The following is a 16,922-nucleotide window of genomic DNA, read 5'->3' as shown; positions in this document are numbered from 1 at the left end:
TGCCGGGGTCCACCGGGAAGCTGGTAGAGCCGCTGGAGGCTCAAGGGGCTCTCTGGAGGATAAGTGGACCCCGGGCACTTCGGCCGGGGTGGCGGATGGGCTCAACCGCAGCGTGCGCTGGTGATGCGGCCCTGCTCGTCCACGTTGAGGTTCAGTCGATCGGGCCGGAAGTCCATCGTCATGACCGAACCCGGCTCCAGCCAGCGCACGGTCTTCGCATTTGAAAGCTGCTTCGCAAGCGTCTCTGCCTCGGGGCTGCGCTGCTGACCGATAAGGCGCTTGAGCCCATTGGCATTGCACTGCACGCCGGGCACTTCGGTTTTGGGCGGGCTGTTTTGCATGCACCCCCCGGCAGCGAGCGCGATCAGGGGGAGGGCGAGACGGATCATGCGGACGGTCCCTCGGTGCGGGTCATCTTGAGCTTCCCGCCGCGGACGGTGAAGCCCAGCTCGCCCTCGACCAGCGCCACCGCGTCGCGGCCGAACTGCTCGTAGCGCCAGCCTTCGAGGATCGGCAGCCTGTCGCGCTGGCCGGCGGCGAGCGATTCGAGATCCTCGGACCGGGCGAGCAGGCGCGCGGCGACGTTGATCTCCTTGGCGCGGATCTTGAGCAGCAGCTTGAGCAGATCGGCGACCAGCGCGCCGTCCTTGCCCAGCGAAGGCTTGCGATCGTCGCGCGGCGGAAGCTCGGCGGCGGACATCGGCGCCGCGCCGTCGAGCGCCGCCATCAGCCGACCGCCGATGTCATTGCCCGCCCAGGCGGCGGAAAGCCCGCGCACGCGGCCGAGATCGGCCTGCTTCTTCGGCGGGGTGCCGGCGAGATCGGCGAGCGTCTCGTCCTTGACGATGCGGCCGCGCGGCAGATCCTTGCCCTGCGCCTCCAGCTCGCGCCAGCGGGCGAGCGCCTTCAGCCGGCCGAGCACTTCGGGCTTGCGGCTGGAGACGCGGACGCGCTGCCATGCCTGATCGGGGTCGTTGCGATAATTCTCGGGATCGGCCAGCCGCTCCATCTCCTGGTCGAGCCAGGCGCCGCGGCCGGTCTTGCGCAGCTTGTCGAGCATCTTGGGGAAGATCTTCGAGAGATGCGTGACGTCGGCGATCGCATAGTCGATCTGGCGCTTGTCGAGCGGGCGGCGCGCCCAATCGGTGAAGCGGGCGCCCTTGTCGACGGTGATGCCCAGATAGGTGTCGACCAGGTTCGAATAGCCGATCTGCTCGCCCTGGCCGAGCGCCATGGCGGCGACCTGGGTATCGAACAGCGGGTGGGGCGTCTTGCCGGTCAGGTTGTAGACGATCTCGATATCCTGCCCGCCGGCGTGGAATACCTTGAGCACGTCCTCATTCTCGGTCAGCAGGTCGAGGAGCGGCTTCATGTCGATGCCGCCCATCGGATCGATCGCGGCGGCTTCCTCGTCATCGGCGATCTGGATCAGGCAGAGCTCGGGCCAATAGCTGTTTTCGCGCATGAACTCGGTGTCCACGCAGATATAGGGCTTGGCGGCAAAGCGGGTGCAGAGATTGGCGAGGGCGGCGGAGTCCTCGATCAGGCCATGGATGTGCATCTGGAGCCCATAGACCGGTCTTCGGGTTGACAAAAGAGGGTGGGACGGAGATGCGCCCGGCCTATCAATTTTTAGCCGTCATCCCGGCGAAAGCCGGGATCCAGAGCCAGGCGGGATATCGCCTGTAACCCTGGACCCCGGCTTTCGCCGGGGTGACGAAACAGCGAGAGAAGACCCATGCACGCCTATCGTACCCATAACTGCGCGGAACTGCGCGCCGAACATGTCGGCCAGGAGGTTCGCCTGTCCGGCTGGGTGCACCGCAAGCGCGACCATGGCGACTTGGTCTTCATCGACCTGCGCGACCATTACGGCATCACCCAGATCGTCACCGACATCAGCGGGCCGGCGTTCGCGGCCATCGAGTCGCTGCGCAGCGAATCGGTCGTGACGGTGACCGGCAACGTGATCGCGCGCGACGCCGCCGCGATGAACCCCAACCTGCCGACCGGCGCGATCGAAGTGCGCGCGGCACAGGTCTCGGTCCAGTCGGCGGCGCAGGAGCTGCCGATGCCGGTGTTCGGCGATGCCGAATATCCCGAGGATATCCGCCTGCGCTATCGCTTCCTCGATCTGCGCCGCGAGCGGCTGCACAAGAATATCCTGCTGCGCTCGAACGTGATCGCATCGCTGCGCCGGCGGATGATCGGGCAGGGCTTCACCGAGTTCCAGACGCCGATCCTGACCGCCTCGTCGCCTGAGGGCGCGCGCGACTATCTGGTCCCCAGCCGCGTCCATCCCGGCAAGTTCTACGCGCTTCCGCAGGCGCCGCAGATGTTCAAGCAGCTGCTGATGGTCGCGGGGTTCGACCGCTATTTCCAGATCGCCCCCTGCTTCCGCGACGAGGATGCCCGCGCCGATCGCTCGCCCGGCGAGTTCTACCAGCTCGATTTCGAGATGAGCTTCGTCACGCAGGATGACGTGTTCGCCGCGATCGAGCCGGTGCTCCACGGCGTGTTCGAGGAGTTCGCCGATTGGGAGGGCAAGGGCCGCAGCGTCTCGCCGCTGCCGTTCCGCCGCATCCCGTTCCGCGAATCGATGCTGAAATACGGCAACGACAAGCCCGACCTGCGCAATCCGATCCTCATCACCGACGTCTCCGAGCAGTTCAAGGGATCGGGCTTCAGCCGCTTCGCTTCGATGGTCGAGGCGGGCGAAGTGGTCCGCGCGATCCCGGCGCCGAACACGCACGAGAAGTCGCGCAAGTTCTTCGACGACATGAATTCGTGGGCGCAGTCCGAGGGTTTCCCCGGCCTGGGCTATGCCACGCAGAAGGACGGCGTGTTCGGCGGCCCGATCGCCAACAACCATGGCCAGGAGGGCATGAAGGCGATCGCGGAAGCGCTCGGCCTCGGCCCGAACGACGGCATCTTCTTCGCCGCGGGCAAGGAAGCCCAGGCGGCCAAGCTGGCCGGCCTGGCGCGGACCCGCGTGGGCGAGCAGCTCGAGCTCATCGACCTGAAGCGCTTCGAATTCTGCTGGATCGTCGATTTCCCGATGTTCGAATATGACGAGGACGCCAAGAAGGTCGATTTCAGCCACAATCCCTTCTCGATGCCGCAGGGCGAGCTGGAGGCGCTGGAGACCAAGGATCCGCTCGATATCCTGGCGTACCAGTACGACATCGTCTGCAACGGCGTGGAGCTGAGCTCGGGCGCGATCCGGAACCATCGTCCGGAGATCATGTACAAGGCGTTCGAGATCGCCGGCTATACCCAGGCCGAGGTCGATACGAACTTCGCGGGCATGATCAACGCCTTCAAGTTCGGCGCGCCGCCGCACGGCGGATCGGCGCCGGGCGTGGACCGCATCGTGATGCTGCTGGCCGACGAGCCCAATATCCGCGAAGTCATCACCTTCCCGATGACGCAGAAGGCCGAGGATCTGATGATGCAGGCGCCTTCGTTCGTGAACGACAAGCAGCTCAAGGAACTGCATATCCGGCTGGCGCCGGGCGTCACGCCGGCCTGATCCCTTCCGTGGCATTGCAGCGCCCCGGCGCTGCGTGCCACATAGGGCGCCGAGGAGACGGCGATGGCGATTGATCTGGGCGACTATGAGAAGGGCAAATCCTTCGACGGCGACTATGACGAAGCCCTCGCCAAACTGCAGCGGCGGCTGAGCCATATCCAGACCGCGCACATCATCCACAAGCGCCGCGCCGTTATCCTGTTCGAGGGCTGGGACGCGGCGGGGAAGGGCGGGATCATCAAGCGCCTGACCGGCGAATGGGATCCGCGTTATTTCGAGGTCTGGCCGATCTCCGCGCCCACCTCGGAAGAGCTGGCGCATCATTTCCTCTGGCGCTTCTGGCGGCGGCTGCCGGCGCAGCACAATATCGCCGTGTTCGACCGGAGCTGGTACGGGCGCGTGCTCGTCGAGCGGGTGGAAGGCTATGCGAGCGAGGCCGAGTGGAAGCGCGGCTATGCCGAGATCAACGATTTCGAGCGGCAACAGGCTCTGACCGCGACCACGCTCATCAAGATCTTCATCCATGTGACCCAGGAGACGCAGGACAAGCGCCTGCGCGACCGGCTGGAGCATCCCTGGAAGCGCTGGAAGACCGGGCTGGAGGATTACCGCAACCGGGCGAAGCGCGCCGAATATCTCGACGCGATGCACGACATGTTCCGCGAGACGAACACCAGGACGGCGCCCTGGATCGTGATCGACGGCAACAACAAGAAGGCGGGGCGCATCGCCGCGCTGACCGCGATCGCCGACCGGCTGGAAGAGCATGTCCCGATGGAGCCGCCCGCGCTCGATCCCGAGGTGGAGAAGGTCGCGCGCAAGGCGCTCGGCGACTGAATTCAGGCCGGCGCGAAGGCGCCCTTCTCGTCCATCACATGCAGGATGCCGTCGGTGATGGCGAAATAGGCGCCGTGCAGCCGCAGCGTGCCCGCTGCCTCGCGCTCGGGAATGCAGGGGAAGGTGCGGAGGTTCGCGATCGAGACGCGCACCGTCTCCAGTTCCAGCGCATGCACCGCCTCAGGACCGGTGCCCAATTCCGCGACGATCCGGTCGCGCGCGGCGTCGAGCATGTCGACCCAGTGCGCGATGAACCCGCCGTCGCCCGGCGCCTTGCCCTCGAAACGGCGCGACAGCGCGGCGCTGACGCCGCCGCACGCGCCATGGCCGAGCACAACGATCTCGCTCACCTCTAGCTGCGTCACCGCGAATTCGAGCGCGGCCGAGACGCCGTGGCGCCGATCGTCGATCTCGAAGGGCGGAACCAGGTTGGCGACGTTGCGCACCACGAAGATCTCGCCGGGCGAGGTATCGAAGATCTGGGCGGGATCGACTCGGCTGTCCGAGCAGGCGATCACCATCGCCTTGGGGCTCTGCCCCTCCGAAAGTTCGGTCCAGCGCGCGCGCTGGGAGCTCCAGCCGGTATCGCGAAAGCGGTGATAGCCGGAGATGAGCGCGCCGAGACCTTCCATGCAGGGGCGATTAGCCGGGTGCGGTGCGGTTGTCGATTGCGACATCCCGGTTGCAGCAAGCGGGGCTGGCGAAACCGGCCGCGCGGCTCTATCTGCCCTTGTCATGAACGATCTTACTCCGCTTCCCCGGCCGGAACGCCAGCGCAAGCCCGACTGGATCCGCGTCAAGGCGCCCACTTCGGCCGGCTTCGCCGCCACGCGCGAGCTGATGCGCTCGAAAAGCCTGACCACGGTCTGCGAAGAGGCGGCCTGCCCGAATATCGGCGAGTGCTGGAGCAAGAAGCACGCGACGGTGATGATCCTGGGCGACACCTGCACCCGCGCCTGCGCCTTCTGCAACGTCAAGACCGGCATGCCGCGCGCGGTCGATCCGATGGAGCCGCAGAACGTCGCCGATGCCGCCGCGCAGATGGGGCTGGAGCATATCGTCATCACCTCGGTCGATCGCGACGACCTGAAGGACGGCGGGGCGAGCCAGTTCGTGAAGGTGATCGAGGCGATCCGCCGCACGAACCCGACCACGACGATCGAGATCCTGACCCCCGATTTCCGCAACAAGCACGAAGCCGCGGTCGAGGCGATCGTCGCGGCGCGGCCCGACGTCTACAACCATAATCTCGAGACCGTCCCCAGGCTCTATCCGACGATCCGCCCCGGCGCGCGCTATTACGCCTCGATCCGTCTGCTGGAGACGGTGAAGAAGCTCGATCCGTCGATCTTCACCAAGTCCGGCATCATGCTGGGGCTGGGCGAGCAGCGGCTGGAGGTCCATCAGGTGATGGACGACATGCGCTCGGCCGACATCGATTTCCTGACGATGGGCCAGTATCTCCAGCCCACGCCGCGCCATGCCAAGGTGGATGAGTTCGTGACGCCGGCGGCGTTCCAGGCTTATGGCGCCATCGCCCGCGCCAAGGGCTTCCTGCTGGTCGCATCCTCGCCGCTGACGCGGTCGAGCTATCACGCCGGCGACGATTTCGCGAAGATGCGCGAGGCCCGCGCGGCCAAGCTGGCGAAGGTGCCTGCGTGAAATTCCTCCCCGGAACGGGGAGGGGGACCATGCGAAGCATGGTGGAGGGGGCCCCGCTCTCGCCAAAGGATGTTGCTGGTGGAGGGTGGCCCCCCCCTCCACCACGCCGCTCGCGCCGCGGTCCCCCTCCCCGTTCCGGGGAGGAGTTAGAAAATGCCTAAACACACCGAAACACGCCACTTACCCTACACCCCCGAACAGATGTTCGATCTGGTGGCGGACGTGGCGCGATACCCCGAATTCCTGCCCTGGGTGAGTGCGATCCGGGTGCGATCCGACAGCCCGACCGCGATGGTCGCGGACATGATCGTCGGCTTCAAGGGGCTGCGCGAGACCTTCACCTCGAAGGTGGAGAAGCAGCGGGCCGAGCATATCCGGGTCGATTATCTCGAAGGGCCGCTCAAGCACCTGAACAACGACTGGAAGTTCCGGAGCGACGGCAAGGGCGGGTGCCTGGTCGATTTCAGCGTCGACTTCGCTTTCAAGAACCGCGTGTTCGAGATGCTGGCGGGCCAGGTGTTCGATCGGGCGCTGCGGAAGATGATCGGCGCGTTCGAGGAGCGCGCGGCGAAGCTCTACGCGGGCTCTTCCTCGGGCGCCGGCTCGCCCGGCATCAGCAGTTCGAGCGCGACCAGCGCCGCCTGAAGGCGGATTCCGCCGCGGCCGTTATTCTCCAGGTGCCGCGCATCGGCCACCACGTGCTGCGGATCGGCGGCGCGCTCGGCCTGGGCGAAGACGACCGTGCCCACCGGCTTCTTCTCGCTGCCGCCATCGGGGCCGGCGATACCGGTGATCGCCACCGCGACATCGGCATGCGTGTTGTTGAGCGCGCCCTGCGCCATGCTCCAGGCGACCGCGATCGAGACCGATCCGAACGTCTCCAGCACGTCGGTACTGACCTTCAGCACGTCATGCTTGGCTTCGTTCGAATAAGTGACGAACCCTGCCTCGAACACGTCGGACGAGCCGGGGATTTCGGTGAGCGCCGCGCTGACCAGCCCGCCGGTGCAGCTTTCGGCCACGGCGATGCGGCGGCCCGCGGCGCGATTGGCGTCGAGCACCCTGCGGGCGGCTTCGATCAGCTCGGACGGGAGAATCGTGTCCATGATGAAGGCGCGTTTGCCACCGTCATGTTAATGAAGCCAGTCAGTTCGTTTCCGCTATTCGCACCGTGGCGATTGCCTGCGCCGCCATGCCCTCGCCGCGGCCGGTAAAGCCCAGGCGTTCGGTGGTGGTCGCCTTCACGCTGACGCGGCCGGCGGGGATGCGGAGAATATCCGCGATGCCGGCGCGGATCGCCTCGCGGTGCGGACCGATCTTGGGAGCCTCGCAGATCAGCGTCAGGTCGATGAAGTCGATGATCCCGCCCTGGGCGGCAAGCAGCGACGCGGCATGTTGGAGGAAGCGCGCCGAGGCGGCGCCCCTCCATTTCGGGTCGCTCGGCGGGAAATGCATGCCGATATCGCCTGCGCCGATCGTGCCCAGCAGGGCGTCGGTGATCGCGTGGAGCGCCACATCGGCGTCGCTATGGCCGGAAAGCCCCCTGGAATGCGGGATCAGGACGCCGCCGAGCCACAATGCCTCGCCCTCGGCGAAGCGGTGGACGTCGAAGCCCTGGGCGGTGCGGACGCGGAGCGTCGCGGCGTAGCGGGCTTCCGCTGCGGCGAAATCGGCGGGATGGGTGATCTTTTCCAGCATCGGGTCTCCGGGAACGATCGCAATGGCATGGCCGAGCGCGCGGACCATCTGGGCGTCGTCGGTCGCATCCACACCTTCCGGCCAGTCGCGATGCGCGGCGAACGCGGCCGCGTAGGCGAAGGCTTGCGGCGTCTGGACGCGATAAAGCCCGTCGCGCGGCAGGTTGTCGCCCATCACGCCGTCGTGGCGAACCAGCGTGTCGGCGACAGGAAGGGCAGGGATGGCGCCCTCATGCCGGTCGAGGGCATCCAGCAGGTCGTCGATCACCCGGGCCGGCAGGAAAGGGCGCGCCGCATCATGGATCAGGACGCGGTCATGCCCTGCCAGCGCCTCCAGCCCGTTGCGCACCGACTCGCGCCGGCTCGCGCCGCCGATGACGAACGGCACCGGCCCCAGCGCGGCTTCGAGCGCCGCCTGCTGGCCCTCGGCGATCGCCACCAGGACGGTGTCGATCGCGGAATGGCGCGCGAGGGCGCCATGGCTATGGGCGATCATCGGCCGGCCGGCGATCGGTGCGAACTGCTTGGGGATCGCGCCGCCCGCGCGGGTGCCGCTGCCGGCGGCAACGATCAGCGCGGCGGTTCTCGGCTTGGTCATGGCCGCGCGCCTAGCCCAACTGACGGGACGAGGGTAGGGGCCGCCGCCGAAACCGCTGTACTTGTAGGATATCGCCGCACAGGCTGGGCCCGTCGTCCGAAAGGACGGCAGCGCTCTTTGACATTGTGGATGCGAATATGAACGTGGATTACGCACGCGATTTCAATCGACTGATCGCGATTATCCCGATCCCTGTGAATTTCGGCGCTCGCTTCGTCCACTGGAACAACACCGACTCCGCGGAAACCCGCCCGTTTCCGTCCCGTTTGACGGAAAGTGGAAAATTCTGCGCAGGGAGGCCCGGCGCAACCTTCGCCAACTTGGCCGTGTAAATCCTCCACCTTGCCAATCACCGCTTGTGAAGCTAGGCGCCATTGCCTATTTTTCAGGCAGATCATGACTCAACTCGCCCCTATCCAGATCGGTCCGGTGCGGATCGACGAGCCGGTGCTGCTCGCGCCCATGACGGGCGTGACCGACCTGCCGTTTCGCCGCGTCGTGCGCCGCTACGGCTCGGGGCTCAACGTCACCGAGATGATCGCCAGCCAGGCGGCGATCCGCGAGACGCGCCAGTCGCTCCAGAAGGCGGCCTGGGATCCGATCGAGGAGCCGGTCTCGATGCAGCTCGTCGGCTGCACGCCCTATGAGATGGGCGAGGCTGCCAAGCTCAACGAGGATCGCGGCGCGGCGATCATCGACATCAACATGGGCTGCCCGGTGCGCAAGGTGACCAATGGCGATGCCGGCTCGGCGCTGATGCGCGACCTGAAGCACGCCGCCGCGATCGTCGATGCCTGCGTCAAGGCCGTGAAGGTGCCGGTGACGCTCAAGATGCGGATGGGCTGGGACCATGACAGCCTCAATGCTCCCGAACTGGCGCGCATCGCCGAGAATCTGGGATGCAGGATGGTCACCGTCCATGGCCGCACCCGCAACCAGATGTACAAGGGCTCGGCCGATTGGGCCTTCATCCGCCGGGTGAAGGATGCGGTGTCGATCCCGGTGATCGCGAACGGCGACATCTGCACGATCGAGGACGCGCGCGAGGCGCTGCGCCAGTCGGGCGCCGATGGCGTCATGATCGGGCGCGGTGCTTATGGCCGGCCATGGGTTCTCAAGCAGATGATGGACGCGCTGAGCGGCAAGGGCGAGCGCCCCGATCCGTCGCTCGAAGAACAATATCGCGTGATTACAGAGCATTATATCGATACCCTCGCTCATTATGGGAACGAGGTGGGCGTCAATATGATGCGCAAGCATATCGGCTGGTACACCAAGGGCATCCATGGCTCGGCCGAGTTCCGCAACAAGGTGAACCAGCAGGCCGATCCCCGGGTAGTGCTCGACATGCTCGCCGAATTCTATGCGCCATGGCTTTCCCGCGCGGCGGCCTGAGCGCCGCCCTGCGGCGTGCTAAGGCGGAGGCGATCACCGGACCAGGCTTCAGCGAGCTGTTCGGCGCACTGCCGGTCGCGGTGCTGGTGATCGATCCCGACGGGCGGATCGCCCGCGCCAATGCCGCCTGCGAGGCACTGCTCAACCATAGCGAGACGACGATGGTCGGGCAGCCCTATGACGCGGTGCTGCTGCCGCCCGCCGACTATGCCGCACGGCGCGACGGGCATGGCTTCGCGGCCTTCGACACCGAGATCGAGGCGATCCGCGGCGCGCGCATCCGCGTCGATTTCGTCGAGACCCTGGTCGCCGATCATCCGGGCTGGCGGATCGTGACGCTGCATCATGCGCCCCAGTCGCGCCGCATCGCCCAGGGCGCCGATCGCACGGCGGGCGCGCGCGCGGCGGTGGGCGCGGCGGCGATGCTGGCGCACGAGATCAAGAACCCGCTCTCCGGCATCCGCGGCGCGGCGCAGCTCCTGAGCAGCGGCGCGGGGGAGGGCCAGGCCGAGCTGACCCAGCTCATCACCACCGAAGTCGACCGCATCGTCGCGCTGATCGACCGGATGCAGGATTTCACCGATACGCGCCCGCTCAAGCTGGCACCGACCAATGTCTATCCGCTGCTCGATCACGCGCGGAGGGTCGCGCTGGCTGGGTTCGCGCGGGGGATGGTGATCGAGGAACGATTCGATCCCTCGCTGCCCGCGGTGCAGATCGATCCCGACGCCTTCCTTCAGGTGCTGCTCAACCTGCTCAAGAATGCTGCCGAGGCGCTTGTGGACCTCGCCCAGCCGCGCATCACGTTGTCGACCGCCTATCGCCACGGCATGTCGATCAGCACCGGACCCGGACGGCCGCGCCAGCCGCTGCCGATCGAGATCCTCGTCATGGACAATGGCCCCGGCGCGCCGCAGGACATCGCCGAGCATCTGTTCGAGCCGTTCGTATCGGGCAAGCCGGAGGGGAAGGGGCTGGGGCTCCCTCTGGTCGAGAAGCTGGTGCGCGACATGGGCGGCATCGTTCAATATGCGCGCGAGCGCGAACCGGAGGTAACGGTGTTCCGTATTCTGCTCCCCAGGGCCAGCGCGTGACCGCGCCGGGTTCGGTCCTGGTCGTCGATGATGACAGCGCTATCCGCACCGTGGTCGCCGCCGCGCTCAAGCGCGAGGGACACAGGGTAACGACCGCCGCGAGCATCGCGGAGTTGCGCCGCGTGCTGGTGAACGGCCTGCCGGACGTGCTGGTGACCGATGTCGTGCTGCCCGACGGCAACGGGCTCGATGTCGTCGCCGCGCTGGTGGACGAGCATCCCACGCTGCCGGTGATCGTGTTCTCTGCGCAGAACACGCTGGCGACGGCGGTGCGCGCGACCGAAGTGGGGGCGTTCGACTATCTGCCCAAGCCCTTCGATCTCGACGTGCTGGCCCAGGCGGTGCGCGGGGCGATGGCGCGCGGGCGCCGCCAGCCCGCCGACCTGCCCGATGCCGAGACCGGCGCCGGCACCTCGCTGATCGGCCGCTCGCCGGCGATGCAGGAAGTCTATCGGGTGATCGCCCGCGTCGTCTCGAACGACTTGACCGTGCTGATCTCCGGCGAGTCGGGCACCGGCAAGGAGCTGGTCGCCAAGGCGATCCACGATCTGGGGCCGCGGCGACGGGCGCCGTTCGTGGCACTCAACATGGCGGCGATCCCCCGCGAGCTGATCGAGGCCGAGCTGTTCGGCCATGAACGCGGCGCCTTCACCGGCGCGGCGGCGCGAGTCGCGGGCAAGTTCGAGCAGGCGGCAGGCGGCACCCTGTTCCTCGACGAGATCGGCGACATGCCGATGGACGCGCAGACCCGCTTGCTGCGCGTGCTGCAATCGGGCGAGTTCACCACCGTGGGCGGCGCGCGCACGATCCGCGCCGACGTGCGCATCGTCGCGGCGACCAACAAGGATCTGAACCAGCTCGTCCAGGCGGGGCAGTTCCGGGAAGACCTGTTCTATCGCCTGAACGTCGTGCCCGTCGCTTTGCCGTCCCTGCGCGAGCGGCGCCAGGACGTGCAACTGCTCGCGCGGCACTTCCTCGATCGCGCGGCCGAGGACGGGCTGCCCCGCAAACAGCTCGATCGCGATGCGGTGGCGGTGCTCGAGGCGTTCGACTGGCCGGGCAACGTCCGCCAGCTCGAAAACCTGATGCGGCGGATCGCGGCGCTCTCCCGCGACGAGTGGATCGACTCAGCGACGATCCGCCGCGCGCTGGGCGAGGCCAATGCGGCGATGCCCGCGATGGGCGATGCGGGGATCGAGGCCGCGGTGCGCGCGCGACTCGAGCGGATCGCGATCGAGGAGCCCGGCGCGCTCGACGACGGCTCGCTCTATGATCGCATCATCGGCGAGGTGGAGCGCCCGCTGATCGAGGCGATGCTGGCGCGGCACCAGCACAACCAGCTCCGCGCGGCGCGGGCGCTGGGGATCAACCGCAACACGCTGCGCAAGCGTCTCGATACGCTGGGGATTGGTCTCGGCGGCCGTCAGGATGACAGCGAATAGCGACAAGTTGACGCAAATTATGTGTTTTCTGGGCAACAATTGCGTTGTATTCGAGCAACGATGGATGGAGTTCCCGAGCCGATTGCCGAACTGACGCCCGCGCGGCGCCGGTTTGGCGTCACGCCGGCGGTGGAGTTCGGCGTGCTGGCGCTGGCGATCGCGATTGTGATCGGAACCTATCTTGCGATCAGTGGGCGCACTTCTCCGGAACGGCTGCTGACGCCTCCGCTCGTCGCGCTTCTGCTCGTCGCCAATCTGCTCGCTTGCGGCGCGTTGATCGTGCTGCTCGGCCGCCGCGTGGCGAAGCGCCGGGCGGCGCGTTCGGCGGCGGGCGGCGAGGGACAGCTCCACGTCCGGCTGGTGGCGATCTTTTCGATCCTGGCGAGCGTGCCGACCGTGCTGCTTGCGGTGATCGCCTCGCTGCTGTTCCAATATGGGGCAGAATTCTGGTTCTCGCCGCGCACCCGCGCGATGATCGACAATTCGCAGCAGCTCGCCAAGGAATCCTATGCGCAGATGATGAGCTATGTCGACAATGAGAATGTCGCCATGGCGAATGATGTGCGCCAGATGCTCCTGGAATATCATTGGGAGCCGGACAGCAGCGAATTCACCAATACCTTCGTGCGCGACGTCTACCAGCGCAGCCTTTCGAACGCCGTGCTGTTTTCTGCGACGGCCAATGGCGAGATTCACACGATCGCGATCGTCAAGAATTCGGATCGCAATCCGATGCAGGACATCGAATATAGCGATATCCGCAAGCTTCAGGGCAGCTCGCAAAGCGTCATCGGCACCAATTCGCAGCGCACCTATTCGCTGACCCGGGTGCTCGGCACCGACCTGTTCCTCTATGCGACGCGCGAAGTAGGCGCGAAGGAGATGGCCGCGCGCATGGACCGCGCCCGCGCGGTGCTGAGCGATTACGGCTCGCTACTCAGCCGCACCCGATCGCTCCAGATCCGCTTCAACATCGCGCTGCTGGTGATCTCGCTGCTCGTGATCGGCGTGGTCGTCTTCATCGCGCTCACCGTCGCCGATCGGCTCGTGCGGCCGCTCAACGAGCTTGTCGGTGCTGCGCGACGGGTCTCCGCCGGAGACCTCTCGGTGCGCGTGCCCGTGGCGAAATCGCGCGATGAAGTGGCCGCCCTCGGCAGCACCTTCAATATCATGACCGCCAGGTTGGAGGCGCAGAACCATGCGCTGGTGAGTGCCAATGCTCAGATCGAGAGTCGCCGCGCGCTGATCGAGGCGGTGATGTCGGGCGTGTCGGCGGGCGTTATTTCCACCGCGGCGGATCGCACTGTGCGGCTGATGAACGCCTCGGCGGCCGAGCTCCTGCGCCGGGGCGGGGAGGATCCGGTCGGCAGGCCGCTGGCCGAGATCGCCCCGGAGCTCGACGCGCTGCTCGACGGCGGGGACCGCGAGGCCGTGGTCCAGATCAATGCCGGCGGCGAGGCGCGGACGCTTGCGGTGAAGATCACCGCCGACGAGGGCGGCAAGGTGCTCACCTTCGACGATATCACCCAGCAACTGCTCGACCAGCGCCGCGCCGCCTGGTCCGACGTGGCGCGGCGGATCGCGCACGAAATCAAGAACCCGCTCACACCGATCCAGCTCGCGGCCGAGCGGCTCCAGCGGCGCTATGGCAAGCAGATCGATCCGGGCGACGGCGTGTTCGCTCGCCTCACCGATACGATCGTTCGCCAGGTGGGCGATCTCCGCCGGATGGTGGACGAATTCTCCTCCTTCGCGCGCATGCCCAAGCCGCTGTTCCGCCGCGAATCGCTGCTCGACATCGCGCGCCAGGCGATGTTCCTCCACGAGGTTGCGCACCCCACGATCCGCTTCGAGTTCAACGCGCCCGATCCCGCGCCGAGCCTGATCTGCGACCGCCGCCAGATCGGCCAGGCACTAACCAACGTCATCAAGAACGCCGTCGAGGCGATCGAGGCGCGCGGGGAGGGGGAGGCGCTGCCGCGCGGCGAAGTGATCCTGACCATGTCGCCCGAACACGACCACAAGCTGGAGCTCACCGTCGAGGACAACGGCGTCGGCCTGCCGATCGAGCGCGACCGGATCGTCGAGCCCTATATGACCACGCGCAGCCGCGGCACCGGGCTGGGCCTCGCGATCGTCAAGAAGATCATCGAGGAGCATTTCGGCACCATCGCCTTCGGGGATCGCCCGGGCGGGGGCACGCTGGTGACGATCTGCTTCGACATCCAGGCGCTCGACCACCTCGCCACCGACACCACCGATCAGGACAGCAGCGATCCGCGGCCCGCGGCGCTTACACGAACCGGAAGTACATCATGAGCCTCGATATCCTGGTCGTCGACGACGAGCGCGACATCCGCGAGCTGGTCGCGGGTGTTCTGGAGGACGAGGGCTATGCCACCCGCGGCGCCGCCGACAGCACCGCCGCGCTGGAAGCCATCGCCGAACGCCGGCCCAGCCTGGTGCTGCTCGACGTGTGGCTCCAGGGCTCCCGGCTCGACGGGCTGGAACTGCTCGACGAGATCAAGCGGCGCGACTCCTCGATCCCGGTGCTGGTGATCTCGGGCCATGGCAATCTGGATACTGCCGTGGCGGCGATCCGGCGCGGCGCCTCCGATTTCATCGAGAAGCCGTTCGAGGCCGAGCGGCTGCTGCTGATGGTCGAGCGCGCGACCGAGACCGATCGGCTGCGGCAGGAAGTCAAATCCCTGCGCGCCTCGGTGGGTCGCGAGAACGACCTGACCGGGAGCTCGGGCGCGATCAATTCGGTGCGCGCGACCCTGAAACGCGTCGCCTCCACGGGAAGCCGCGTGCTCATCACCGGCGGCCCCGGCGTGGGCAAGGAAGTCGCGGCACGGCTGCTTCATGGCTGGAGCCAGCGCGCCTCGGCGCCCTTCGTGATCGTCAGCGCGGCGCGGATGACGCCCGAGCGGGTGGAGGAAGAGCTGTTCGGCGTGGAGGAGGGCGGGGATCTGGTCCGCACCGGCCTGCTCGAACAGGCGCATGGCGGCACCTTGTTCCTCGACGAGATCGCCGACATGCCGGTCGCTACCCAGGCGCGCATCCTGCGCGTGCTGACCGACCAGAGCTTCAGCCGGGTAGGGGGCACGCGCACCGTCAAGGTCGATGTCCGCGTCGTCTCCGCCACGGCGCGCGACCTGATGGCGGAGATCGCCGCAGGGCGTTTCCGCGAGGATCTTTATTATCGCCTCAATGTCGTGCCCGTCGCGATCCCGCCGCTGACCGACCGGCGAGAGGATATCCCTGCGCTCGTCGATCATTTCGCCGCGCATTATGCCGCCGAGCGCCGCGTGCCGACGCCCGAGATCGCGCCCGATGCGATCGTGGCCCTTCAGAGCTATGAATGGCCGGGCAATGTCCGCCAGCTCCGCAACGTCGTCGAGCGCACCGTGATCCTGGCGCCGGGCGACCGGATCGGGCGGATCGATGTCGATCTGCTGCCCCCCGAGGTGCTGGGCCGCCAGGGCGATGCCGCCGGCGGCGCGGGATCGAACGCGATCATGGGATCGCCGCTCAAGGAGGCGCGCGAGAGCTTCGAGCGCGAATATCTGCGCGTCCAGATCCGCCGCTTCTCGGGCAATATCTCGCGCACCGCGACGTTCATCGGGATGGAGCGATCGGCGCTCCACCGCAAACTCAAGCTGCTCGGCATCACCGATACGCGCGACGAATAGCGGCGCCTATGGACGGGCGGACGCTAAACCCTTAAAACGCGCGCATGCGCGCCGAGGTGGCGCGCGCCCTCCGACGCCGGGAACCGGCGCAACGCGGGACAGATCCCGCCAAGAATAGAAGGACCGACAGCATGGCAGAGAAGCAAACCTCGCTTCAGGATCTCTTCCTCAATTCACTCCGCCGCTCCAAGGTTCCTGTGACCATGTTCCTGGTCAAGGGCGTGAAGCTTCAGGGCATCGTTACTTGGTTCGACAATTTCTCGGTGCTGCTGCGTCGCGACGGCCAGTCGCAGCTCATCTACAAGCATGCCATTTCCACGATCATGCCCGCCGGCCCGGTCGATCTTTCCGCGCTCCTCGAGGCGGCGGGGGAATATCAGCACAAGAACCCGGTATTACAGGAAATCTTCCTCAACGCCGTGCGCAAGGCGCAGGAAAATGTGACGATGTTCCTGGTCAACGGTGTGATGCTCCAGGGCAATATCGCCGCGTTCGACTTGTTCTGCATGCTGCTCCAGCGCGAGGGCATGGCGCAGCTCGTCTACAAGCATGCCGTCTCGACGATCCAGCCCGCGCACCCGCTGAACCTCGCCGAGGAAACCAACGGTTCCGACAGCGATTGATGTGACCTTATGAGCACCGGTTTCGAGCGCGACCCCGACGAATTCGCTCGCGGGGCAAGGGCGCTTGTCGTCTATCCCGACATGGGCGCGAGCTCGCGCGACGCGGAGGCGCGCCTGGAGGAGACCGCTGGCCTTGCCGCCGCGATCGGCATCGAGGTGCGCGAGAAGGTGGCGGTGAAGCTCCGGAGCCCCAAGCCGGGCACGCTGATCGGCTCGGGCCAGGTCGAGGCGCTGGCCGAGACGGTGCGCGATGGGGAATTGGACCTCGCGGTGTTCGACGCGGCGCTGACGCCGGTGCAGCAGCGCAATCTGGAGACTGCGCTCGGCTGCAAGGTGATCGATCGCAC

Annotated in this window: 16 protein-coding genes and 1 pseudogene; 12 read left to right on the top strand and 5 right to left on the bottom strand. The window is 66.8% G+C overall.

The annotated features are described in order from the left end of the window. Nucleotides 1–101: 101 nt before the first annotated feature. Nucleotides 102–389 (bottom strand): I78 family peptidase inhibitor, encoded by a 288-nt coding sequence (locus HB724_RS15340; protein ID WP_213981816.1) that lies wholly within the window; start codon nucleotides 387–389, stop codon nucleotides 102–104. Further along, a complete protein-coding gene (gene rnd, locus HB724_RS15335) occupies nucleotides 386–1,561 on the bottom strand; it encodes a ribonuclease D (protein WP_213981815.1) in 1,176 nt (391 codons plus the stop codon). The genes HB724_RS15340 and rnd overlap by 4 nt, the downstream gene beginning before the upstream one ends. Nucleotides 1,562–1,738: 177 nt before the next feature. Here rnd and aspS point away from each other — a divergent pair, with 177 nt between their 5' ends. Both aspS and HB724_RS15325 read left to right on the top strand, forming a co-directional pair. Then, nucleotides 1,739–3,532 (top strand): aspartate--tRNA ligase, encoded by a 1,794-nt coding sequence (gene aspS / locus HB724_RS15330; protein WP_213981814.1) that lies wholly within the window; start codon nucleotides 1,739–1,741, stop codon nucleotides 3,530–3,532. Between the two features lie 63 nt (nucleotides 3,533–3,595). Then, the gene (locus HB724_RS15325; RefSeq protein ID WP_213981813.1) at nucleotides 3,596–4,369 is read left to right on the top strand and encodes a polyphosphate kinase; all 774 of its coding nucleotides are present in this window, start codon (nucleotides 3,596–3,598) and stop codon (nucleotides 4,367–4,369) included. Nucleotides 4,370–4,371: 2 nt separating this feature from the next. On the opposite strand, the gene HB724_RS15320 is transcribed toward HB724_RS15325, so the two are convergent. Then, entirely contained in the window at nucleotides 4,372–5,001 is a 630-nt protein-coding gene (locus tag HB724_RS15320; protein ID WP_213981812.1) for a carbonic anhydrase, read from the bottom strand. A gap of 103 nt (nucleotides 5,002–5,104) precedes the next feature. Here HB724_RS15320 and lipA point away from each other — a divergent pair, with 103 nt between their 5' ends. Both lipA and HB724_RS15310 read left to right on the top strand, forming a co-directional pair. Further along, a complete protein-coding gene (gene lipA / locus HB724_RS15315) occupies nucleotides 5,105–6,031 on the top strand; it encodes a lipoyl synthase (RefSeq protein ID WP_213981811.1) in 927 nt (308 codons plus the stop codon). Between the two features lie 153 nt (nucleotides 6,032–6,184). Then, nucleotides 6,185–6,676, top strand: coding sequence for a type II toxin-antitoxin system RatA family toxin (locus tag HB724_RS15310; protein ID WP_213981810.1), 492 nt, complete (start codon nucleotides 6,185–6,187; stop codon nucleotides 6,674–6,676). Here HB724_RS15310 and HB724_RS15305 read toward each other — a convergent pair. Together HB724_RS15305 and HB724_RS15300 are read right to left on the bottom strand one after the other, a co-directional pair. After that, nucleotides 6,607–7,137, bottom strand: a complete 531-nt coding sequence (locus tag HB724_RS15305; RefSeq protein WP_213981809.1) for a CinA family protein — start codon at nucleotides 7,135–7,137, stop codon at nucleotides 6,607–6,609. The two genes, HB724_RS15310 and HB724_RS15305, sit on opposite strands and share 70 nt — an antisense overlap. Before the next feature lie 40 nt (nucleotides 7,138–7,177). After that, complete coding sequence (locus HB724_RS15300) at nucleotides 7,178–8,326, bottom strand: bifunctional 2-C-methyl-D-erythritol 4-phosphate cytidylyltransferase/2-C-methyl-D-erythritol 2,4-cyclodiphosphate synthase (protein ID WP_213981808.1); 1,149 nt, start codon at nucleotides 8,324–8,326, stop codon at nucleotides 7,178–7,180. A gap of 137 nt (nucleotides 8,327–8,463) precedes the next feature. Here HB724_RS15300 and HB724_RS15295 point away from each other — a divergent pair, with 137 nt between their 5' ends. From HB724_RS15295 to HB724_RS15260, 8 genes and pseudogenes are all read left to right on the top strand, one after another. Next, a complete protein-coding gene (locus HB724_RS15295) occupies nucleotides 8,464–8,658 on the top strand; it encodes a hypothetical protein (RefSeq protein WP_213981807.1) in 195 nt (64 codons plus the stop codon). 64 nt (nucleotides 8,659–8,722) lie between these two features. Beyond that, nucleotides 8,723–9,721, top strand: a complete 999-nt coding sequence (gene dusB / locus HB724_RS15290) for a tRNA dihydrouridine synthase DusB (RefSeq protein ID WP_213981806.1) — start codon at nucleotides 8,723–8,725, stop codon at nucleotides 9,719–9,721. Further along, the gene (locus HB724_RS15285) at nucleotides 9,697–10,815 is read left to right on the top strand and encodes an ATP-binding protein (protein ID WP_213981805.1); all 1,119 of its coding nucleotides are present in this window, start codon (nucleotides 9,697–9,699) and stop codon (nucleotides 10,813–10,815) included. The genes dusB and HB724_RS15285 overlap by 25 nt, the downstream gene beginning before the upstream one ends. Further along, on the top strand, nucleotides 10,812–12,257 hold the full coding sequence (gene ntrC, locus HB724_RS15280; protein ID WP_213981804.1) for a nitrogen regulation protein NR(I): 1,446 nt from the start codon (nucleotides 10,812–10,814) through the stop codon (nucleotides 12,255–12,257). Before HB724_RS15285 ends, ntrC begins: the two co-directional genes overlap by 4 nt. 60 nt (nucleotides 12,258–12,317) lie before the next feature. Continuing rightward, nucleotides 12,318–14,576 carry an ATP-binding protein gene (locus HB724_RS15275; protein ID WP_256731545.1) on the top strand — a complete coding sequence of 753 codons (2,259 nt, stop codon included), beginning with the start codon at nucleotides 12,318–12,320 and terminating at the stop codon, nucleotides 14,574–14,576. Then, complete coding sequence (locus tag HB724_RS15270; protein ID WP_213981803.1) at nucleotides 14,573–15,952, top strand: sigma-54 dependent transcriptional regulator; 1,380 nt, start codon at nucleotides 14,573–14,575, stop codon at nucleotides 15,950–15,952. The genes HB724_RS15275 and HB724_RS15270 overlap by 4 nt, the downstream gene beginning before the upstream one ends. A gap of 44 nt (nucleotides 15,953–15,996) precedes the next feature. Further along, complete coding sequence (hfq, locus tag HB724_RS15265) at nucleotides 15,997–16,575, top strand: RNA chaperone Hfq (RefSeq protein WP_256731544.1); 579 nt, start codon at nucleotides 15,997–15,999, stop codon at nucleotides 16,573–16,575. A 9-nt stretch (nucleotides 16,576–16,584) separates the two neighbouring features. Beyond that, a pseudogene (locus HB724_RS15260) lies at nucleotides 16,585–16,922 on the top strand (GTPase HflX); the annotation flags it as partial.

The organism is Sphingomonas sp. dw_22, from assembly GCF_018449795.1.
Taxonomy (GTDB): domain Bacteria; phylum Pseudomonadota; class Alphaproteobacteria; order Sphingomonadales; family Sphingomonadaceae; genus Sphingomonas.
This window is presented reverse-complemented; position numbering and strand designations above follow the sequence as displayed.